General features: G+C 42.5%; 16 protein-coding genes and 1 CRISPR repeat array. Of the genes, 5 read left to right on the top strand and 11 right to left on the bottom strand.

Annotated features, from left to right (window positions below; translation table 11 throughout):
• Positions 1-204: 204 nt before the first annotated feature.
• From metG to PY04_RS05150, 3 genes are all read right to left on the bottom strand, one after another.
• The gene (gene metG / locus PY04_RS05160) at positions 205-2379 is read right to left on the bottom strand and encodes a methionine--tRNA ligase (protein WP_014734095.1); all 2175 of its coding nucleotides are present in this window, start codon (positions 2377-2379) and stop codon (positions 205-207) included.
• Between the two features lie 76 nt (positions 2380-2455).
• A complete protein-coding gene (locus PY04_RS05155) occupies positions 2456-3319 on the bottom strand; it encodes a winged helix-turn-helix transcriptional regulator (RefSeq protein ID WP_014734094.1) in 864 nt (287 codons plus the stop codon).
• 6 nt (positions 3320-3325) lie between these two features.
• A complete protein-coding gene (locus tag PY04_RS05150; RefSeq protein WP_014734093.1) occupies positions 3326-4309 on the bottom strand; it encodes a hypothetical protein in 984 nt (327 codons plus the stop codon).
• A 641-nt stretch (positions 4310-4950) separates the two neighbouring features.
• Positions 4951-5955: direct repeats of the CRISPR family, unit length 29 nt; unit sequence GTTTCCGAAGAACTAAATAGTATGGAAAG.
• 62 nt (positions 5956-6017) lie between these two features.
• Here PY04_RS05150 and PY04_RS05145 point away from each other — a divergent pair.
• Positions 6018-7136, top strand: coding sequence for a TRM11 family methyltransferase (locus PY04_RS05145; RefSeq protein WP_014734092.1), 1119 nt, complete (start codon positions 6018-6020; stop codon positions 7134-7136).
• A gap of 2 nt (positions 7137-7138) precedes the next feature.
• Here the strand turns inward: PY04_RS05145 and PY04_RS05140 are convergent, their stop codons facing one another.
• Positions 7139-8281, bottom strand: coding sequence for an amidohydrolase (locus PY04_RS05140; RefSeq protein WP_048056017.1), 1143 nt, complete (start codon positions 8279-8281; stop codon positions 7139-7141).
• A 244-nt stretch (positions 8282-8525) separates the two neighbouring features.
• Between PY04_RS05140 and PY04_RS05135 the strand changes: the two genes are divergently transcribed.
• Both PY04_RS05135 and PY04_RS05130 read left to right on the top strand, forming a co-directional pair.
• Entirely contained in the window at positions 8526-10004 is a 1479-nt protein-coding gene (locus PY04_RS05135) for a sodium/proline symporter (RefSeq protein ID WP_014734090.1), read from the top strand.
• Between the two features lie 50 nt (positions 10005-10054).
• Positions 10055-11359: an NADP-dependent malic enzyme gene (locus PY04_RS05130; protein ID WP_014734089.1), complete on the top strand. Its 1305-nt coding sequence runs from the start codon at positions 10055-10057 to the stop codon at positions 11357-11359.
• Here PY04_RS05130 and PY04_RS05125 read toward each other — a convergent pair.
• From PY04_RS05125 to tsaA, 5 genes are all read right to left on the bottom strand, one after another.
• The gene (locus PY04_RS05125) at positions 11349-12317 is read right to left on the bottom strand and encodes a ferritin family protein (protein ID WP_237710109.1); all 969 of its coding nucleotides are present in this window, start codon (positions 12315-12317) and stop codon (positions 11349-11351) included. The genes PY04_RS05130 and PY04_RS05125 overlap by 11 nt on opposite strands.
• A gap of 43 nt (positions 12318-12360) precedes the next feature.
• Entirely contained in the window at positions 12361-13251 is an 891-nt protein-coding gene (locus PY04_RS05120) for a P-loop NTPase (protein ID WP_014734087.1), read from the bottom strand.
• A gap of 4 nt (positions 13252-13255) precedes the next feature.
• A complete protein-coding gene (locus tag PY04_RS05115; RefSeq protein WP_014734086.1) occupies positions 13256-14119 on the bottom strand; it encodes a P-loop NTPase in 864 nt (287 codons plus the stop codon).
• A gap of 55 nt (positions 14120-14174) precedes the next feature.
• On the bottom strand, positions 14175-15119 hold the full coding sequence (locus PY04_RS05110; protein WP_014734085.1) for a radical SAM protein: 945 nt from the start codon (positions 15117-15119) through the stop codon (positions 14175-14177).
• Between the two features lie 79 nt (positions 15120-15198).
• On the bottom strand, positions 15199-15684 hold the full coding sequence (gene tsaA, locus PY04_RS05105; protein WP_014734084.1) for a tRNA (N6-threonylcarbamoyladenosine(37)-N6)-methyltransferase TrmO: 486 nt from the start codon (positions 15682-15684) through the stop codon (positions 15199-15201).
• 124 nt (positions 15685-15808) lie between these two features.
• Between tsaA and mobA the strand changes: the two genes are divergently transcribed.
• Positions 15809-16408 (top strand): molybdenum cofactor guanylyltransferase MobA, encoded by a 600-nt coding sequence (gene mobA / locus PY04_RS05100; protein WP_014734083.1) that lies wholly within the window; start codon positions 15809-15811, stop codon positions 16406-16408.
• Here mobA and hycI read toward each other — a convergent pair.
• A complete protein-coding gene (gene hycI / locus PY04_RS05095) occupies positions 16361-16834 on the bottom strand; it encodes a hydrogenase maturation peptidase HycI (protein WP_014734082.1) in 474 nt (157 codons plus the stop codon). The two genes, mobA and hycI, sit on opposite strands and share 48 nt — an antisense overlap.
• A gap of 204 nt (positions 16835-17038) precedes the next feature.
• Between hycI and PY04_RS05090 the strand changes: the two genes are divergently transcribed.
• Positions 17039-17341 (top strand): ferritin family protein, encoded by a 303-nt coding sequence (locus tag PY04_RS05090; protein ID WP_014734081.1) that lies wholly within the window; start codon positions 17039-17041, stop codon positions 17339-17341.
• Between the two features lie 56 nt (positions 17342-17397).
• Here PY04_RS05090 and PY04_RS05085 read toward each other — a convergent pair whose 3' ends face one another.
• Entirely contained in the window at positions 17398-17706 is a 309-nt protein-coding gene (locus tag PY04_RS05085) for a DUF424 domain-containing protein (RefSeq protein ID WP_014734080.1), read from the bottom strand.
• Between the last annotated feature and the right edge of the window lie 21 nt (positions 17707-17727).

Genomic DNA, 17727 nt, shown 5'->3' with positions numbered 1-17727 from the left:
TGAACACCTCCGTTCACATGTTCAATTATGTTCACCAAAAGTTTTGAACCAAGCGTTTATACGGTTTTCTAAAACCAAAGGTTCAGAACCTATTAACTTCCCTAAAAGTTTCTATAATGGTTCAAAAACACTAATAGAGGGACGAAAATGGTTAGAAAATGAAGTTAAGGAACCTAAAAATATCCAAGCTGAAAGGGAGAAGAATCACCTAATCTTAGCTCCTAGCTTAACTTCCTTGTCTGGCATAAGTAGGGCGACTTTCTCCCCGTCGTCCGCGGCTAATAACATTCCCTGACTTTCAATGCCCCTGAGCTTCTTGGGCTCTAAGTTTGCTACAACTATCACGTACTTGTTGAGAAGTTCTTCTGGCTTGTAATACTTCTTGAGGCCAGCAACAAGGGTTCTAACTTCACCACCAAGATCAACCTTAACGACGTACAGCTTGTCTGCATTAGGATGATCCTTTACTTCCACTATCTTTCCAACCCTAAGATCAAGCTTTGCGAAGTCATCAAAGCTTACGTACTGCACTTTTTCTCCCCCCTTCTTCTTTTTCTTAAATTTATCCCCATAAACCCTTCTGAGGATAATTTCTGCCTCCTCCTCACCAAACTTCTCCCGGGCAACCTTTACCACGTCATCAATCTTGTAGTACTTTTCAAGGAGTAACCTAGCTCCTTCCGGATTGCCCTTGGCCATGTATTTCAGTATAAAGTATATAATCTGATCATCCGTGACTTTCTTGAACATTATCTCAGCTTTTCTGACCTTGTGGCCTGCGGGAATTTCCGTGAATTCCCACCTTTTAACTTCCTCAAGGTTCAACAGGTGCCATATCTTTTCACCTGCATCGGGAAGGAAGGGCTCTATGAGGATTCCAAGGGCCTTGACTATTTGGAGCGATATGTTCACCGTGGTTGCTGTTCTCTCTTTATCCGTCTTTGCTGTCTTCCAAGGCTGTTTGTGGTCAAAGTATTTGTTTCCAAAAGATGCAAGTGCCATGACCCTCTTGAGAGCGTCCTTGAAGCGGTAGTTCATTATAAGTTCTCCAACCTCTTTGAATGCCTTCTCTATCTCCTCAAGCGCATTCTTATCCAGCTTATCAAGCTCTCCTCTCTCGGGAACAATGCCGTCAAAGTACCTGTTGACGAAAGTTAGAGCCCTGTGGACAAAGTTCCCAAGATTGTTCACTAGCTCCTCGTTTATTTTAGCCTTGAAGTCGGCAAAATTGAAGTCTGAATCTCTCGTTTCGGGCATTATTGCGGTTAAATAGTATCTAAGATAATCGGCCGGAAAGACATCGAGAAATTCATGAACCCAAATTGCCCAGTTCCTGCTAGTTGAGAACTTCTTTCCTTCAAGGTTCAGATACTCGTTTGCTGGAATATCATAGGGAAGGTTCCACTCAGCCTCAACTTCTTCATCCTTATACTTTCCATATGCCATCAAGAATGCTGGCCAGAATATGGCATGGAACGGAATGTTATCCTTTCCTATGAAGTGAATAACCCTAGTCTGTCCGTCTATGTTGAGCCAGTACTTCTTCCACTCATTGGGCTTTCCTATCCTCTTGAAGTACTCCATCGTTATCGATATGTATCCTATTGGGGCCTCGAACCACACGTAGAGAACCTTGCCCTTCATATCCTCCTCATCGAGCGGAACTGGAATTCCCCAATCCAAGTCTCTTGTAATTGCCCTCTCCTCAAGCCCCTCCTCAATCCATCCAAGAACCATATTCTTTACATTTGGCTTCCATGGTTGCTTTTCAATCCACTCTTTTATTCTCTCGGCGAAGTCTTGCATTTTGATGTAGTAGTGAGCGGAATCTTTGAACGTTATCGGGTTCCCACACAGATTACACCTTGGATTTATGAGTATCTCAGGGGTCAACGGCCTTCCACAAACTTCACACTGGTCTCCCCTCTGGTTTTCAGCCCCACAGTAGGGACACGTCCCAATAACGAACCTGTCAGGGAGGAACATCTTATCGTGCTCACAGTAGGCCTGCTTTGTTACCTTCTTCACAAGATGACCGTTCTCAAGAGCCTTCAGGAAAAACTCCTGGCTAAGCCTGTAGTGAACAGGGAGCTCAGTCCTTCCAAAGTAGTCGAAGCTAATTTTTGCCCTCTCGAATGCTATCTTTATGTTCTCATGGAACTCATCCACTATCTCCCTTGGACTTCTCCCTTCCTTTATTGCCCTAAACGATATTGGAGTCCCGTGCTCGTCTGTTCCACAAATGTAAACAACGTCCTCACCCTTGAGCCTGAGGTACCTGACAAATATATCTGCCGGAAGATAAGCTCCGGCGAGGTGCCCGGCATGAATTGGGCCATTAGCGTAGGGAAGAGCAGAAGTCACCATATACCTAACCATTTTACCACCCCCTTTTGCTGGCGTTAAACTTTCATAGGATTTAAACATTACGGGGAGTTATTTAGACTAATGCTATTTATGTAAGTTTATGCATATCCACCGTGAGCTCTATCCAGTTCTCCCTACCAACTTTATAAACCCTTATGAGCCCCTTCTGTTCCAGTCTTCTGACCATTCTCCATGCAGTTGTCTTTGGCAGATCGAGAGCCTTTCTGAGCTCAGTCTGGCTACATCTCCCACCCTTCTGAAGAAGGTAGAGAATTGCATTTACTTCCTCGTCGTTCAGGGAGTATTCCTCGGCAAGCTTCTCAAGCTTATCCTTCCTATAGTGAACCTCCTCTTCCCTACTCTTTAGTTTAAGTATCCCGAGAATCACCAGAACAACAACTAAGAGGACAATAAAAATGAACCTTGAACTCCTACTCTCCTTAATGCTGAACACGTCAGGATAAGTGAATGCAATGGTTATATTCCCAGGCCCTATGACTATTGAAGAGTTGGAATACCCTATGGGAAGGTCAGATACCTTTAGAATCTTAACATTTCCATGAAAGGTTATATTAGCTGGACATCTGTCCAATGAAACCCTGAGAATCCAAACACTTCCCTCCCTCTCAACGAGGTCCGAGGCTGTGTAGACAAGTTTTATCGTAGTTACGTTCAAATTCGGAACTATTATCCTAATACTCCCATTTTCAATCTCATATGGAAGAGAATACCTCCCAGCGAGAACCATTATGTCATGGACATTGCTACCAAGGAATGGAACATCAATAACAATTTCATAATCTTCTACATGTATACTCTCACTTACCGTTACTTCCCCATCTTCCCAGACGGTAATGTTAAGTCCCGTGACTATGTAACCATAAGATGGTCGTGCAAAAAGGGCTAGGATTGTGAGAATGATGACAATTCCAAAACTTCTCCAAGCCTTCATGATATCTCACTCCTCCCTAGTTCTGTACAGATAACCTATTATTCTTGAGGCCCTGAGTACCCTTAGATAAGCCGTTTCATTCCTACCGAGGCTCATATCTACCTTAGCAAGCTCCAGCTCATTGTTGGCAATTTCTACTAGGATCCCTTCAGAAGTCGTCTTTTCATATTTCTTTAGAGCTATCTTGAGCCTAAGGACTAACATCTTGCCTTCTTTATCAAATAAGGATCTTAAGGTTGACTCTTCCAGGTAGTTCAACTTTCTCTGAAAGTTTATCATCCTCTCAACGTTCTCTTCCAACTCAGTGAGAGCCTCCAAGTACCTGCCCTCTCCCTCAAGGGTAGCAACATCATCTAGTAACTCTTGAATATAGTACACTTCATTATTCACATCTTTACTTCCATTCTCTGGAAGGGCTATTGCAACCTGGATCGCATAGTGGAGGGTTGCATTATATTTTGTCTCAAGAAACTTAATCCTTGCCAATGGATCACTTTGAGGAGTCAAAACTGGGAGATCAGCGATCTTTTTTAACAGCAATGAATTTGCAATTTCAAGTGTCTCTAAACTGGCATTTAGGTCCCCTCTCTCAAAGGCCTTCCTAGCGTTTCTAGCCTCTATTACAAGCTCCCTATCCCCCAGAATCAAAGCATAATACTCAATCCTGGAAGAGACACCCTCAACCTTAAGTTTATTAAGGCTGTTCCTTTTGAGCTCAAGTCGCCTTAAGTAGGAAACGGCTAAATCTCCAATGGTAGAACTCAGGTATAGAGCCTTAAGAGGATCCCTAACACCTTTAATTTCCTTCACAATGTCTTCGAGCTCTTTGAGATCTTCATATTTAAGCCTCTCGCAAATCGAATACGAGTTTTCAGAAATCGCAACTAGCCCTCTAACATCGTACCCAGCATTATATGTGGCATATGCGAATGAGGCCATGAGGAATATAAAAGATACAATCGAAAACACTCTCCGGAAGATGCCTACCATCAAAACCCCCCTCTGATTTTCGGAACTTTTGTTATGACTTCAAGGCCTTAAAGGTTTCGATGAAAGAGCAAAGGAATAGAATTAGTAATTAATATTTGTGTTATTTTTTGTTTGTTTGGTGTTATTTTGTGTTATGCTGGTTTTTTCATTTGTAGAGTTGGGGTTAATGCATTTAATACTCGAGGATTAAAGCACTGCTCGGGGTCAAGATTCAAAAAACAAGCAATGATAGGAGAGTAAGACAAGAATAAGACCCTGAAAACGGGTTTAGTTTTCAGATTACCCCGCCAGTAGTAATTCCCCGCCAATTGAACACATTTGAAAACTGGGGGTTCTCATAAGTCTAATTAGGGAGTGAAGGCGAGAAGCCCCAAAATTGGATAGTCTAGGAGGTCTAGTTAAGCATTGTTTTTGAATTCTCTTGGTTTTAGGTAATTTTTTCATTTTTAACATGCTTCGATTTCTTGAATTCTCGTTTTAACTATTCACAATCCTCCACTCGTTAGTGTGAGGGTTTTCGTGAGTTCTTCATTTTAGGGTTGGGTTTATAAAGAGAGTGCAGTAGCACGGGTTTCCTGAAGGGGTAAATTATTTAAGCCTGGGGGAGGGAGTAATGAAGGAAAACAACCAAAAAACCCAAAGTTTCCGAAGAACTAAATAGTATGGAAAGTTACGCCCAGGCTCACTTTACTATTCTATGTGGTTACAGTTTCCGAAGAACTAAATAGTATGGAAAGGGTTGCCGAGTGATTATGAGTTTACCGCCTCCTGGTGCTTTCCATACTATTTAGGTTTCCGAAGAACTAAATAGTATGGAAAGCTGACCTTGTTAGGTATTCTGGGGTTGAAGTGAAGAGTTTCCGAAGAACTAAATAGTATGGAAAGATTTGCTTTTGAATGTAATCATTAAACTCTTCATATAACTCATGTTTCCGAAGAACTAAATAGTATGGAAAGACCGCCGATCAAGCGCTTCCCGACCTCCCTGGCCTTGTTTCCGAAGAACTAAATAGTATGGAAAGAAACAGACAAACAGACAAGGCAATCTCTTTCATACCTAGAACTTGTTTCCGAAGAACTAAATAGTATGGAAAGTGCTGTCTGGGGCCCCTACCGGCCCCAGCTCATCAAGTTTCCGAAGAACTAAATAGTATGGAAAGAAGTTGTTGGGTGGCTCAACGTCCGGTGTCATCACTTGTTTCCGAAGAACTAAATAGTATGGAAAGGGAAAAATCACCTGCACAACAACACCCCCAAAGAAAGGGTTTCCGAAGAACTAAATAGTATGGAAAGACGAACCTTAGGACAATCTCGGTGTCCCTCTTACAGTATTCTGAAGTTTCCGAAGAACTAAATAGTATGGAAAGCACAACCACCACCTTTGCTTGTAAGGGGTAGTTTTGGTTTCCGAAGAACTTAGTAGTATGGAAAGCCCTCAACAAACGCCCTACTAAGCTCCCTCCAACCAAGTTTCCGAAGAACTTAGTAGTATGGAAAGAGCTCAACTTCCTCATCCGTCTCATATTTTAGTATTGTTAGCCCTCCGTTTCCGAAGAACTAAATAGTATGGAAAGCTGGTGTTGTTGTAGGTGAAGAAATGCACGGCCTCAGTTGTGCGTTTCCGAAGAACTTAGTAGTATTGAGAAGAGCAAAGAACTAACAAAGGGAAGGAAAAATTCTTATATTTACCTTTCAGCCCCAATCTTGTATGGAGAAGTATGCCGTAATCCTCGGTAAGAATCCAGAGCTAAGCCTGCTTGAGCTTAGATCGTTTTCAAGAAGGTTTAGATTAGGAGTTAGAATTCTTGAGGAGCACCTATCTGGCCCAAACAAGTCCTTTGTCTTAATTCAGGCAAAAACAGATATCGAGAGATACTTTAGATTTATAGGTGGCTCCTTAAAGCTGGTAAGGATAGTTGGAGAGGGGATAGATGCAATAGAAAATCTTGAATATGCAAGGCTTTTCACAGTAAGCCTCTACGGGAGAGAAGACTGGAGGCTATGGCGGAAGTTGGGGTCTGCGGTGAAGAAGGTTTTCAAGGAGAAAGATTCGAGTAAGTTCTTTAAGCCAGCCAAAGTATATGCAATGCCAAGCGAGCTAGTGTTAAAGGGGTTCCCAGAAACCAAGGATGTAGTTTTTCTGTTTATGAATGATGATAAAATCTTGGTGGGAGAAACGGTTAGAATTACCGATCCCTTTGAGTTGAAGAAGATTGATGTTGAAAGGCCAGTGGTGAGGCCAACGATATCTATCCCTCCAAGGCTCGCTAGAATAATGGTTAACCTTTCTGAGGTTAGAAAAGGAAATGTTCTTGATCCATTCTGCGGAACGGGAACTATTGTTATGGAGCTCCTTCTTCAGGGGTTAACAGCTTATGGTAGTGATATAAGTGAGGATAGGATAAGGGACGCTAGAAAAAACGTGGAGTGGCTTAGAAGGGAGTTTAGAATTAAACACTCGGCAAGCTTGAGGGTTTGCGACGTTAGGAGACTAAAGAAATGCTTCAGGACTAGATTCGAGGCTATAATAACGGAACCTTATATGGGGAAAGCACTCAAAGCTAAACCCACAAGGGAGGAAGCTGTAAAAATTGCAAGGAACCTTGATAGACTTTACTATCAAGCATTTGAAAGTTTTGGGGATGTTCTCAAGAGAGGAGGAAAAGTGGTGTTTGTTTTTCCAGCTTTTAACCTCGCTGAAAGAGGTATCTACAGAAGAAACAGACCGTGGCTCGAGGAGCTTGGATTTGAGGTTTTGGAATCTGTACTTGACAGGGATGAGAAGCATAAGATAGTTAGAGACATCCATGTGATAAAAAAGAGATAAGATCACCAAGAGGCTTCGTGGATGAGCTTACCCTCGGCAAAGACGTGTGTCGGATAGTTCTCCATGCAGAATGGGTCTCCGTTCCATACCACTAATGAGGCCCATTTTCCTTTCTCTATGCTTCCCAACTTGTCGTCAACTCCAAGAATCTTCGCGTTGTTGTATGTTATTATCTTTATTGCCTCTTCTTTACTCATTCCAAGCCTTATGAAGTGCCTCAGCTGTAAATATAGGTTGGCCTGTAGCGTTACCGGGTGGTCACTCATTAGGCCGAAAAGCGGTTTGACTTCAAGGAGGTATCTTGCGTTTTTCCAGTCTTCATGCTTGAGCTCGACTTTGTATGGATGTGAGTCAAATGGGCCGTAGATTATTGGAACCCCTTCCCTCTTTATCTTTTCAAACGTTTCTCTGCTGTGTACATCTCCTGCATGCTCGATTGTTATTTTCAGGTTAAATTTTCTTTTTATCATGAGGAGAGCCGCTATGTCATCTTCCTTATGAACATGAACCCTTAAGGGAACTTCTCCCTTAAGGACTGGGATCAAGGCTTCAATTGTTGGTTCAACTTCTTCTGGCTCTTTCTTTCCTTTCTCTAGCAGAGCCATTGTTTTCTGTGTCTTTATCAGCCAGTTAAGGAGTATACCTATCGCACCCATTCTCGTGCTTGGTCTAGTTCCCTTCCAATTCGTGGTTGAGCGTGGGTTGTAGCCAAAAGCAGCCTTTACACCAACATATTTCATGAATGCTTCCTCTATGTCCCGGCCATAATTCTTTATGAAAACAGCCTTTCCTCCTATTATGTTTCCACTACCAGGGAGGACTGAGGAGTATAGAACTCCGAATTCTATTGAGTGCTTGAATGCCTTGTCATCCATGTATATTGAGTAAAGGGCATCAACAAGGGGCAAAACTGAATCCATTTCCTCGTTAGCCTCTCCCTCCCTGTATGGTTCTCCATAACGATCCATCCCTATATGGCTGTGTCCGTCTATGAAGGCAGGAGTTACTACACCTTCTGCAACAACTTCAGCCTCTTTTGGCTTCTCCTTTGTAATCTCCACTATCTCCTTATCAAAAACAACATATACATTCCTCTGGACGTTCCCGAGACCATCATATAGCAGAGTTGCCTTAACTGCTTTCATGAAGACCACCATTTCGATATTTGTTGTAGTGTTTAAATATCTGTAGTTAGATACTCCTAAAATTTTTAGGTTGACCCTTTACATTCGTAAAGTTTATATTCATAAAATCTCCATATATGATGCTCAATGTCTATGGAGGTGAATTGATGTACGGATGGGCAAAGTTTGTGCTGTTCGTGCTACCAACGTTGATAGTGTTGGCATCGATAGCCATCTATTACATAACCGGTAAGGAGGTGAAAGTATGAGCTCAGCCTATGAAATGCTAAAGAATCCAGTAGCTTTCACAGCGTTCCTCTTCACTCTTCTGCTTCCCATACTCGTTGGTTTCTTAGTGATGAAGAGAACCAAAACTGAAGAAGACTTCTTCGTCGGCGGGAGGGCAATGGACAAGATAACGGTGGCACTTTCAGCAGTTTCATCGGGGAGATCAAGCTGGCTGGTTCTGGGCCTCAGCGGGATGGCTTACAAGATGGGAGTAACGGCCGTTTGGGCTGCAGTTGGGTACATAACGGTTGAAATGCTCCAGTTCGTGTATATGGGAATGAGGCTAAGGAGGTTTTCGGAGAGATTCAACGCAATAACCGTCCCAGACTACTTTGAAGCAAGATTCAGGGATAGTAGTAAGATAGTTAGGCTTGTAGTTTCTATAATAATAGTGATATTCCTAACATCATACGTTGGAGCACAGTTCAATGCTGGTGCTAAGACGCTGAGCGCTGCCCTCGGGATTAGCCTCTTTACAGGCCTTATAATAGCAGTTTTGATGATAGTCGTTTACATGGTGCTTGGAGGGTTCATAGCAGTTGCTTATAATGATGTCATTAGAGCCGTTATAATGATAATCGGCCTTACTGTTCTGCCCGTCGTTGCCGTGGCCAAGGTTGGCGGTGTTGGAGCGGTGCTTGATATACTTCACCAGCTCGATCCAAAGTACGTTGATCCATGGGCCTTTGGAGCTGGAGTAGTTATAGGCTTCCTTGGAATCGGACTCGGTTCTCCCGGACAGCCCCACATAATAGTCAGGTACATGTCAATAAATGACCCAGAGAGGCTCAGGCAGTCGACTGTTATAGGAACTTTCTGGAACGTAGTTTTAGCTTGGGGTGCGGTCTTCGTCGGTCTTGCTGGAAGGGCTCTTGTTCCAAACGTTGAAATGTTGCCAAATAAGAGTGCTGAAATGATATACCCATATCTCAGCGCCCAGTATTTTGGACCTCTGCTCTACGGAATCCTTATGGGAGGAATTTTTGCCGCAATCTTATCAACCGCGGATTCTCAGTTGCTTGTAGTCTCCTCAACGGTAGTTAAGGACTTCTATCAGGAGGTCATAAAGAAGGGTGAAAAGCTCGATGAAAAGACGGCCTTAAAGATTAGCAGACTGACGGTTCTAGTGATAGGATTCTTAGCAGCGATACTTGCATACTATGCAAAGGACATAATCTTCTGGTTCGTCCTCTTTGCCTGGGGAGGACTTGGAGCTTCGATAGGTCCAACACTTCTGCTCTCGCTTTATTGGAAGAGGACTACTAAATGGGGTGTTGTTGCTGGGATGATCGTTGGAACTATAACGACAATAGTCTGGAAGCTCTATCTGAAGAAAGTCACCGGCCTATACGAGCTTGTCCCAGCATTCATATTTGCACTTTTGGCAACCATTATAGTCAGCCTGCTCACAAGACCTCCTGAGAACGTTGATGAGCTCATGAAAGCTATGGAGTGAGAGAAATCTTTTTATTCTCCACACTTTTCTTTTTGAATTTGGGTGCTCCGATGGAGAAGATTACCGAAGAAGAGAGAAGAAGGCTTCCCAAGGATGCATTGGAGTATCATAGGAACAATTTTCCTGGAAATGGTAAAATTGAGGTAATTCCCAAGGTTCCCCTGAGAAATTTCTATGACCTTAGCCTCGCTTACACGCCCGGGGTTGCGGAGCCTTGTAAGGCCATAGCTAGTGGGGAAAGTTATGAGGAGTATACGATAATTCCGAATACTGTGGCCGTTGTAACGGATGGTTCAGCAATTTTGGGACTTGGAGATATAGGAGTTCTTGCAGGGATGCCAGTGATGGAGGGAAAGTGTGTTCTCTTTAAAGCATTGGCGGGTGTGGATGCGTTTCCAATTCTCATAAATACTAAGGACGTTGAGAAGATCGTTGAGACAGTTAAGCTCATTTCAAAGGGCTTTGGAGGAATAAATCTCGAGGACATTTCTGCCCCAAGGTGTTTTGAGATAGAAAGGAGACTCAAAGAGGAACTTGAAATCCCTGTCTTTCACGACGATCAGCACGGAACTGCTGTGGTGACGCTGGCTGGACTAATAAATGCTCTGAAGCTCGTTGGAAAGAAGTTTAGAGAGATTAAAGTTGCAATAAGCGGAGCAGGAGCCGCTGGAATTGCAATAGCCAAGTTACTTCACCACGTTGGAGTCCGGGAGATTCTGCTAGTTGATAGGGCTGGAATAATATATGAGGGAAGAAAGGAAAACATGAATCCATACAAAGAGGAAGTGGCCAGGTTTAACATTCATGGAATTCAGGGGGATTTAGCAAAGGCAATGGAGGGTGCGGATGTATTCATTGGGGTCAGCGTTGGAGGAATAGTTACGAGGGATATGGTGTCTAAGATGGCGGATGATGCAATAGTGTTTGCAATGGCGAATCCAATTCCGGAGATTATGCCTGAGGAAGCCAAGAAGGGTGGGGCCAAGATCGTTGCTACTGGGAGGAGTGATTTTCCTAATCAAATAAACAACGTCTTAGGGTTCCCTGGTATATTTAGAGGAGCACTAGATGTTAGGGCGAGGGATATAACAATGAATATGAACATAGCTGCAGCAGAGGCAATAGCTTCTGTTGTTGGGGATGATGAGCTTAATGAAGACTACATAATCCCGACTCCTCTCCATCCTGATGTGTATCCAAGAGAGGCAAGGGCAGTTGCCGAGCAGGCAGTTAAGGATGGAGTTGCGAGGAGAAAAGTGAAGGGAGAGTGGGTCGAAGAGCATACGAGAAGGCTCAGAGAGTTCTATCAGGAGTTCATTGAACCTTTAAATGAAAAAAGGAAATTTATTCGATAACTTGCAGTTCAGCTTCTAAAATCGCTTTTTCTCTCTCATTCAATGTATCCCTGGTAGAGTGAACAAGCAGATGTGAGTTAGACACTATTGCAACATCTCTGAGGGCTGATATAAGCTCGAATGTCTCTTTAAATCCCTCTTTAGCTATTATAAATTCAATACTCTCAACTAAGAAAACCATTCTCCCCCTTTTCATGATCTCTATTAGATCCTCTTTAGAATCCAAAAAGGCACGAGGAGTAACTGATCCCTTTAGTGGCGCTGTGCTTATCCAAGTTATTGATAAGTTTTCATTTTTCATCCACTCTTTAATTAAGTTCGGGGGATCTCTTGAGAATATAAATCCATCCCTATTATTGGAGACTAAGTCCAGAAAAGTATATCTGGCCTTGAATTTATCAAAGAAAAGGTATCCCCCAGGTTTTAGGTATTCTGGCATCATTTTTCTTGACTTCAACGATGTAAACAAATCATATGCCTTTTTAAGCCTTTCATAGTGATCTCTTTCCATTTCAGCCAGTTGAAGGAAAATCACTCTCGACTCCTCATTTATTGCCTTCTGGGCTAGAATCTCATAGGTATCTTTTGCAAAAAGCTCGCTCTTCATACAGTATTCAAGAGCCTCAAGGTAATCCTCAACAGTCTCAAACTTTGGATATAAAGGGACAACTTCAACTGGAGGAGCCTCAATTTTTCTAGGCTCTTCATTAGGATAAAGTTTCTTAAAAAGCTTGTACAGCTTTTCTTTATGTTGAAGGCTCTCTTCAGACATCTGGAGGAAAAGGACTCTTATACTTTCTCTCCTAGCATGTTCAGCCAATTTTCTATAGTATTCAGCTTCATCTTCCTCATTAAAGATTGCATAACTGAGAACATCTTTTGGAGGCAAGCTCTTAAGATTCTCTATAACCTTTCTCATGTATTCCCTCAAATCTTCCTTCAATATTGGAACCTCCAAGAATATTAACAGGTTATAATATTAAAAAGTTTGGGGAAATGCGTCATTGGATGACCTCTTCCTTGATCTTCTCAGCAATTTCCCTAATTGCTAAAGAGGCCTTTGATTCTGGAAAAGCCTCTACAAAGGGTTTAAGCATTGACATGCTCTTTGGGATCGAAGAATCATATGGAATCTCTCCGAGTATTGGAATCCCCTCACTCTCGGCCCACTCCCTGAGTTTTGTGAATCCAGGATTTATATCAGCTTTGTTTATTATAAGGTAAGCGGGTTCATGGAAGTGCTGAACAACCTTGTATACCCTTTGAACGTCACTGAGAGAAGCTGGAGTTGGCTCCGCTATCAATATTGCAACATCGGCTCCTCCCACACTTGCTATAACCTGACATCCTATTCCAGCCGCGGAATCAACTATCATATGCTCAAGGTTAAGTTCTTTCATTATCTGCTTTGCCCACTCCTTCTCTTCAGTTACCAGCTTTCCACTCTCTGGCCTCCCCACATCGAGCTGAGCTGAAATTATTGGGAACCCATATTTTGTGGTTGCTTTCCTTATAACCCCCGACCTCACTTGTTCTAGAGTTATTGTCCCCGGGACAGGGCATACTAGTCCACAAACATTACAGCCTTCACAGGTAAGTTCGTTAACAACGTAGTTCCCCTCATCGTCAATGTAAATGCACTCATAGGGGCATCTCTGCATGCATATCCCACATCTTATGCACGTTTCAGTGTTTATTCTGGCAATCTTAGCTCCAATGTGCTCTCTTTCCTCCTCCCACTCCGTCACTCCAAGGAGAAGACCAAGATTAGGAGCCTCTGCATCTGCATCAACCGCTATCAGCTTGTATTCATCCTTAAGAAGGTAAAGCAGCGAAGCCGTTACACTGCTCTTTCCAACACCACCCTTACCGCTCGCTATAACTATCTGCATTCCCTCACCCCCTCAAAAATCTGTAAATCTCATCGGCTATCTTCCTGAATATTTCAGCCTCTGGATAATCAGTAGTCACAATAGGTCTTCCAGAGACGTAAGTTTTCACTATGTTCTCGCTGTATGGAATTTCGGCGATGATTCTCGCCCCATACTTTTCTGCCCGTTTCCTCACCTCTCCAACATCTCCTAGGTCGGCTCTATTAACTACCACCCATGTCTCGATGCCCATGAGCTTACCAAGTTGCAAGATTAACTCAGTATCATGAATACCCAAGGGCGTTGGCTCTGTTACGGCTATCAACAACTGTGACCCCTCTATAGCCTTTGAAACGGTGTTTCCAGTTCCTGCAGCTGTGTCAACTATTAGAAGCTCTTTCTCAATTTCCTTAGCCCTCCTCTTGGCAGCAACGACTAATGGCATCGACCTTTCCTCACCTTCTCTCAGTTTTCCCGTAACTAGGATAAAATTGTAGGGCGTTGGAGTAACATACGTGTGTCCTATAAGCCTTGAACCCTCTTGGATTGCTCCAGGAACTGGACAGACAATTTCACAAGCCCTACATCCAGAGCAAAGTGTAGGCATAAGAAACGGCGTTCCATCCTTTAGCGTTATTATTGCATGTTCTTCACAAACCTCAGCACACTTCCTGCATTTTATACATTTAGAGTAGTCGAACTTTGGCATGAACTGATTTACCTCTCTCTCGTTCTGGAGTTCAACCCCAAGGAGGAGGTGATCATTTGGCGCTTCAACGTCCAAATCTGCCAAAACTAACCTGAACTTTTTGGCGAGTTCGACGGCAACATTTATTGCAACCGTTGATTTTCCAGTTCCCCCTTTTCCCCCACTGATCGCGATCTGCATTCCCTCACCTCCGAGGATTAGGTTTACCTAATATTTTTAAGTTTTGTGCATATGCTCAAGATCTGCTCTTCAACTTTCTCATATAGAACTTAACACCATTGTATTCCAGGACAATTAGCTTTCCTTCCTCAATTAGTCTTTCAACGATTTCCCATGATGCATTGGCCTTCTTCAGAAGCTCTTTTACGGCCTCTTCCCTCATTGGATGAACAGCGGTTATGCTTAGAAGATCCTCAACTACATCCCCCGTAAATGCAAAGGCATTTCCTTCATAGCCTATAAGATACTCAACTCTCCCTTCTCCTAGAGCATCACTAAACAGAGAATAAGCCTTTGCTATTATTTCCTCACTCGCAGGTCTAACCCATTTTTCAGCAGGAGGCCTTGTTGGGACAGCTATGTACGCCTTATCCGGCTTTAGCTCTTTTAGGAATTCAGCAATCTTTTCAAGCTCATCTCCATATTCAATGTTTATAAGCATAGTCTCGGTTATTATCTTACCCTCAAACTCATCCCTGAAAATAAGCATTCCTTCAAGAATCTTATCAAGTTTCAAATCCTTGTGAGGCCTGTCAATTTTCCTCCAAAGGTTTTCAGTTACTGCATCCAGCTTTAAGGACACTAACTCAAATACAGCTAAATCCTCTCTTACATCTCTTCTCCAGAGAAGCGAAGAGTTCGTAAGTATTGCCAGAGGGATACCAAGTGACTTTAATGCATCGGCTTCTTTGCCAAGGTTCGCATCAAGTGTTGGCTCACCATCGGGAACAAAGGTTAAATAATCTATTCTCTCTCCCTTCTCAACCGCCTCCTCAACTTTCTTTGTAACTTCCTCAATTACTTTCCTTGGTTCATAAAACTCTTGCCTCTCGATTTGCATCCTTAAGGTTTTCCCAATCTGGCAGTACACACACGCATAAGTACAGACTTTGTCTGGAATGTTATTTATTCCCAAGCTTCTTCCCAGCCTCCTTGATGGAACAGGTCCGAAGGCTATCATATCACCACCAAGAATTAGGTTGACCTAAATTTTAAATCAATTTTTCCACATCTAAAATTTTGCCATTATCTGTTTTAATTTAAATCATCGAGAATCTTCCATCGTCTCTAGTACTCTTAAGCTTCTTGACGTTCTTTTCTAGCCATCCTATCCTCTCAACGTTCCTTATATCGAACTCTGGGACATATGGCTTTATATCAAGCAGTGGCGTCCCATCAACTATGTCAACATCCTCAACATACAGCCTGTTTTTCTCAACATTCACCAACCTAACGACCGATATCCCTATAGGATTTGGCCTGCTGGGTGCCCTAGTCGCAAACACACCATGTCTTTCTTCATCCATGTAAGGGGTTACTAGTAGGTCATCTCCCTTTGCAAGATGAAAGTGGTAAATCAAGATGATATGAGAAAATCCTTCAATATCCTTTAGTCCTTGGGAGTATTCTTCAAATACTTCAACGACACCCTTAACACCCTGGGCAGCAGAGGGCTGAATGGGAACTCCCCTTGGAGTCTTAAAGGGAGTGTGGATTATTCCTATTGGAGTGTAACAGATTTTCATAATTCCCCACCGAACACTAAGTGAAAGGATACCAATATTTAAGCTTAAAATTGGGAGCATGTAATCTTAAAGATCTTTGCTCACCGACAAGACTAAAAAGTGGAAATTTAGGTAAAAATGAGAGATGATTGGAGCAGTACTTGCGGGTGGAAAGTCGAGAAGGTTTGGTGAGGATAAGCTTTTCTTTAAAATAGGAGGTAAGCCTTTAATCCTCTATGCACTTCAGGCTCTTGAAAAAGTCCAGATGATAGACGAGATTGTAATAGTGGCATCCCGTAGGAACTTTGAGAAGGCTAAAAAGCTTGGATACGAGGTTGTTGTTGATGAGATGGAAATAGGACCAATAAGTGGTCTCTATACTGCTCTCTCCCTTGGAGATATCTTCGTCGTCGGTGGGGACATGCCAGCATTAATTCCAGAATTCATTGATTACATAATTATGCAATTCAATAATTATGGTAACAAAGTGTGCATCCCTAGGTGGCCCAATGGATATCTCGAACCCCTCCACGCTGCTTACCGTAGGGAGTTTAGGGAAGTTCTTGAAGTTGCAATTAAGAAGGGAATGTACAGGCTCTCTGCAATAGTTGAGTCATCAAGACCGTGCTACATAGACATAACCAGAATTCCAAAGGAGTGGTACTCAAGCTTTTTCAACATCAATAGGAAAGAAGATCTAAGGATCATTAAGAGCATCCGCAATAATGGAAAGCAACTTTTCTAATGCTTCTTTGACCTCTGGGCTAATCTCCTCAAAGAGACCGATGTTCTTTGGCTGGCATCCTATAAGGATTATCTCGGCATCAACATCTCTCTCAATATGCTTGGCCATCAGCTTTAAGGGCATACCATGAGTCGAAAAAGCTTCCCCAATAACGCTCTCCGGAGTTACAACGACTATTTCACCAGGATTTCCACCAAAATGGATGGCATCCACAAATATTACCAAATCTGGTTTGAATTTTATGATTTTTCCGAAGAAGCTCTCTGGAGCTTGGCCACAGTTAAGAATTAGAACATTTTCTCGCTTTATCAACTTTTTCAACTCTTTAACGAGTAGAACTCCAAAGCCATCATCACCCCTAATTTCGTTTCCAATCCCACAGATTACGATCCTCTTGCCACTTTTGATAACCTGCTTAAGATTCATAGAATCTATTCCTATGACATGAACATATAGGTGTTATGGTTTTCCCAGATTTTGGGAACAAAAAGGAAGTTAAATGAATTGAAGATTAAATGACACCTGTCATAATTTTATTATCAACAAATCAGCTCTCATTCAAAATTTGCCATGACAATAATAAGGGGAAGATATTTATTTAGCAAAGAGTATAGAATTGAAGGTGAAAGCATGCTCGCGGAGAAGCCTTTTCTTTTAAGTAGAGAAAAGCCCCTTTCCAAAAAAGAAATTGCACAAGCTCTAAGATGGGCTATTGAAGCTGAATTGGATGCTATAAGTTTCTACGAACAGTTAGCTGAGCTTATAGAAGATGAAAGGATAAAGCACATCTTCTATGATGTTGCCAACGAAGAAAAAGAGCACGTTGGAGAATTTCTAGCCGCTCTGCTTGAGATTGACAAAGAACTGGCTGAGTATATAAAGAGAGGATTTAAGGAGGTTGAAGAAGAAACAGGGATAAAAATTAACCTCTAAGACTTCAGCTTATATCTGTTTTTGAACAATTTTTAGGATCATCCCAAGACTTAACTTCAGAAGAACATCCTTGCCATCTGAGCATGGGGAACTCCTTGGATTTTCAGAACTCTATGCTCGTCTATATACCCGAGTTCTATCGCCTTCTTTACAACCCTCTCCCCAGTAAGGTTCGCAATCGTCGCTTCCTCAAGCAATTTTTCAAGCTCATCCACATCAACAAGTTCTCCTTTATAGAACCTTTCTTTCACCTCAAGCTTAAGCTCCCCCTCCCTAAAGGTTTTCCCAAGCAACTCTTCATCACAAGCGGCAACCAACACTTCACCCTGAACCCTGTATACCTTCACATACATTTTACCGGCCATAACTGCCCCCGAACTTTAAAG

This window comes from Pyrococcus sp. ST04 (genome assembly GCF_000263735.1).
GTDB lineage: Archaea > Methanobacteriota_B > Thermococci > Thermococcales > Thermococcaceae > Pyrococcus.
The sequence above is the reverse complement of the archived record's forward strand: the minus strand, read 5'-3'. Positions and strand labels throughout refer to the sequence as shown.

Coding starts and splice junctions, on each gene's coding strand:
- metG (WP_014734095.1), bottom strand. CDS start 2,379: ATGGTTAGGTATATGGTGACTTCTGCTCTTCCCTACGCTAATGGCCCA.
- PY04_RS05155 (WP_014734094.1), bottom strand. CDS start 3,319: ATGAAGGCTTGGAGAAGTTTTGGAATTGTCATCATTCTCACAATCCTA.
- PY04_RS05150 (WP_014734093.1), bottom strand. CDS start 4,309: ATGGTAGGCATCTTCCGGAGAGTGTTTTCGATTGTATCTTTTATATTC.
- PY04_RS05145 (WP_014734092.1), top strand. CDS start 6,018: ATGGAGAAGTATGCCGTAATCCTCGGTAAGAATCCAGAGCTAAGCCTG.
- PY04_RS05140 (WP_048056017.1), bottom strand. CDS start 8,281: ATGAAAGCAGTTAAGGCAACTCTGCTATATGATGGTCTCGGGAACGTC.
- PY04_RS05135 (WP_014734090.1), top strand. CDS start 8,526: ATGAGCTCAGCCTATGAAATGCTAAAGAATCCAGTAGCTTTCACAGCG.
- PY04_RS05130 (WP_014734089.1), top strand. CDS start 10,055: ATGGAGAAGATTACCGAAGAAGAGAGAAGAAGGCTTCCCAAGGATGCA.
- PY04_RS05120 (WP_014734087.1), bottom strand. CDS start 13,251: ATGCAGATAGTTATAGCGAGCGGTAAGGGTGGTGTTGGAAAGAGCAGT.
- PY04_RS05115 (WP_014734086.1), bottom strand. CDS start 14,119: ATGCAGATCGCGATCAGTGGGGGAAAAGGGGGAACTGGAAAATCAACG.
- PY04_RS05110 (WP_014734085.1), bottom strand. CDS start 15,119: ATGATAGCCTTCGGACCTGTTCCATCAAGGAGGCTGGGAAGAAGCTTG.
- tsaA (WP_014734084.1), bottom strand. CDS start 15,684: ATGAAAATCTGTTACACTCCAATAGGAATAATCCACACTCCCTTTAAG.
- mobA (WP_014734083.1), top strand. CDS start 15,809: ATGATTGGAGCAGTACTTGCGGGTGGAAAGTCGAGAAGGTTTGGTGAG.
- hycI (WP_014734082.1), bottom strand. CDS start 16,834: ATGAATCTTAAGCAGGTTATCAAAAGTGGCAAGAGGATCGTAATCTGT.
- PY04_RS05090 (WP_014734081.1), top strand. CDS start 17,039: ATGCTCGCGGAGAAGCCTTTTCTTTTAAGTAGAGAAAAGCCCCTTTCC.
- PY04_RS05085 (WP_014734080.1), bottom strand. CDS start 17,706: ATGGCCGGTAAAATGTATGTGAAGGTATACAGGGTTCAGGGTGAAGTG.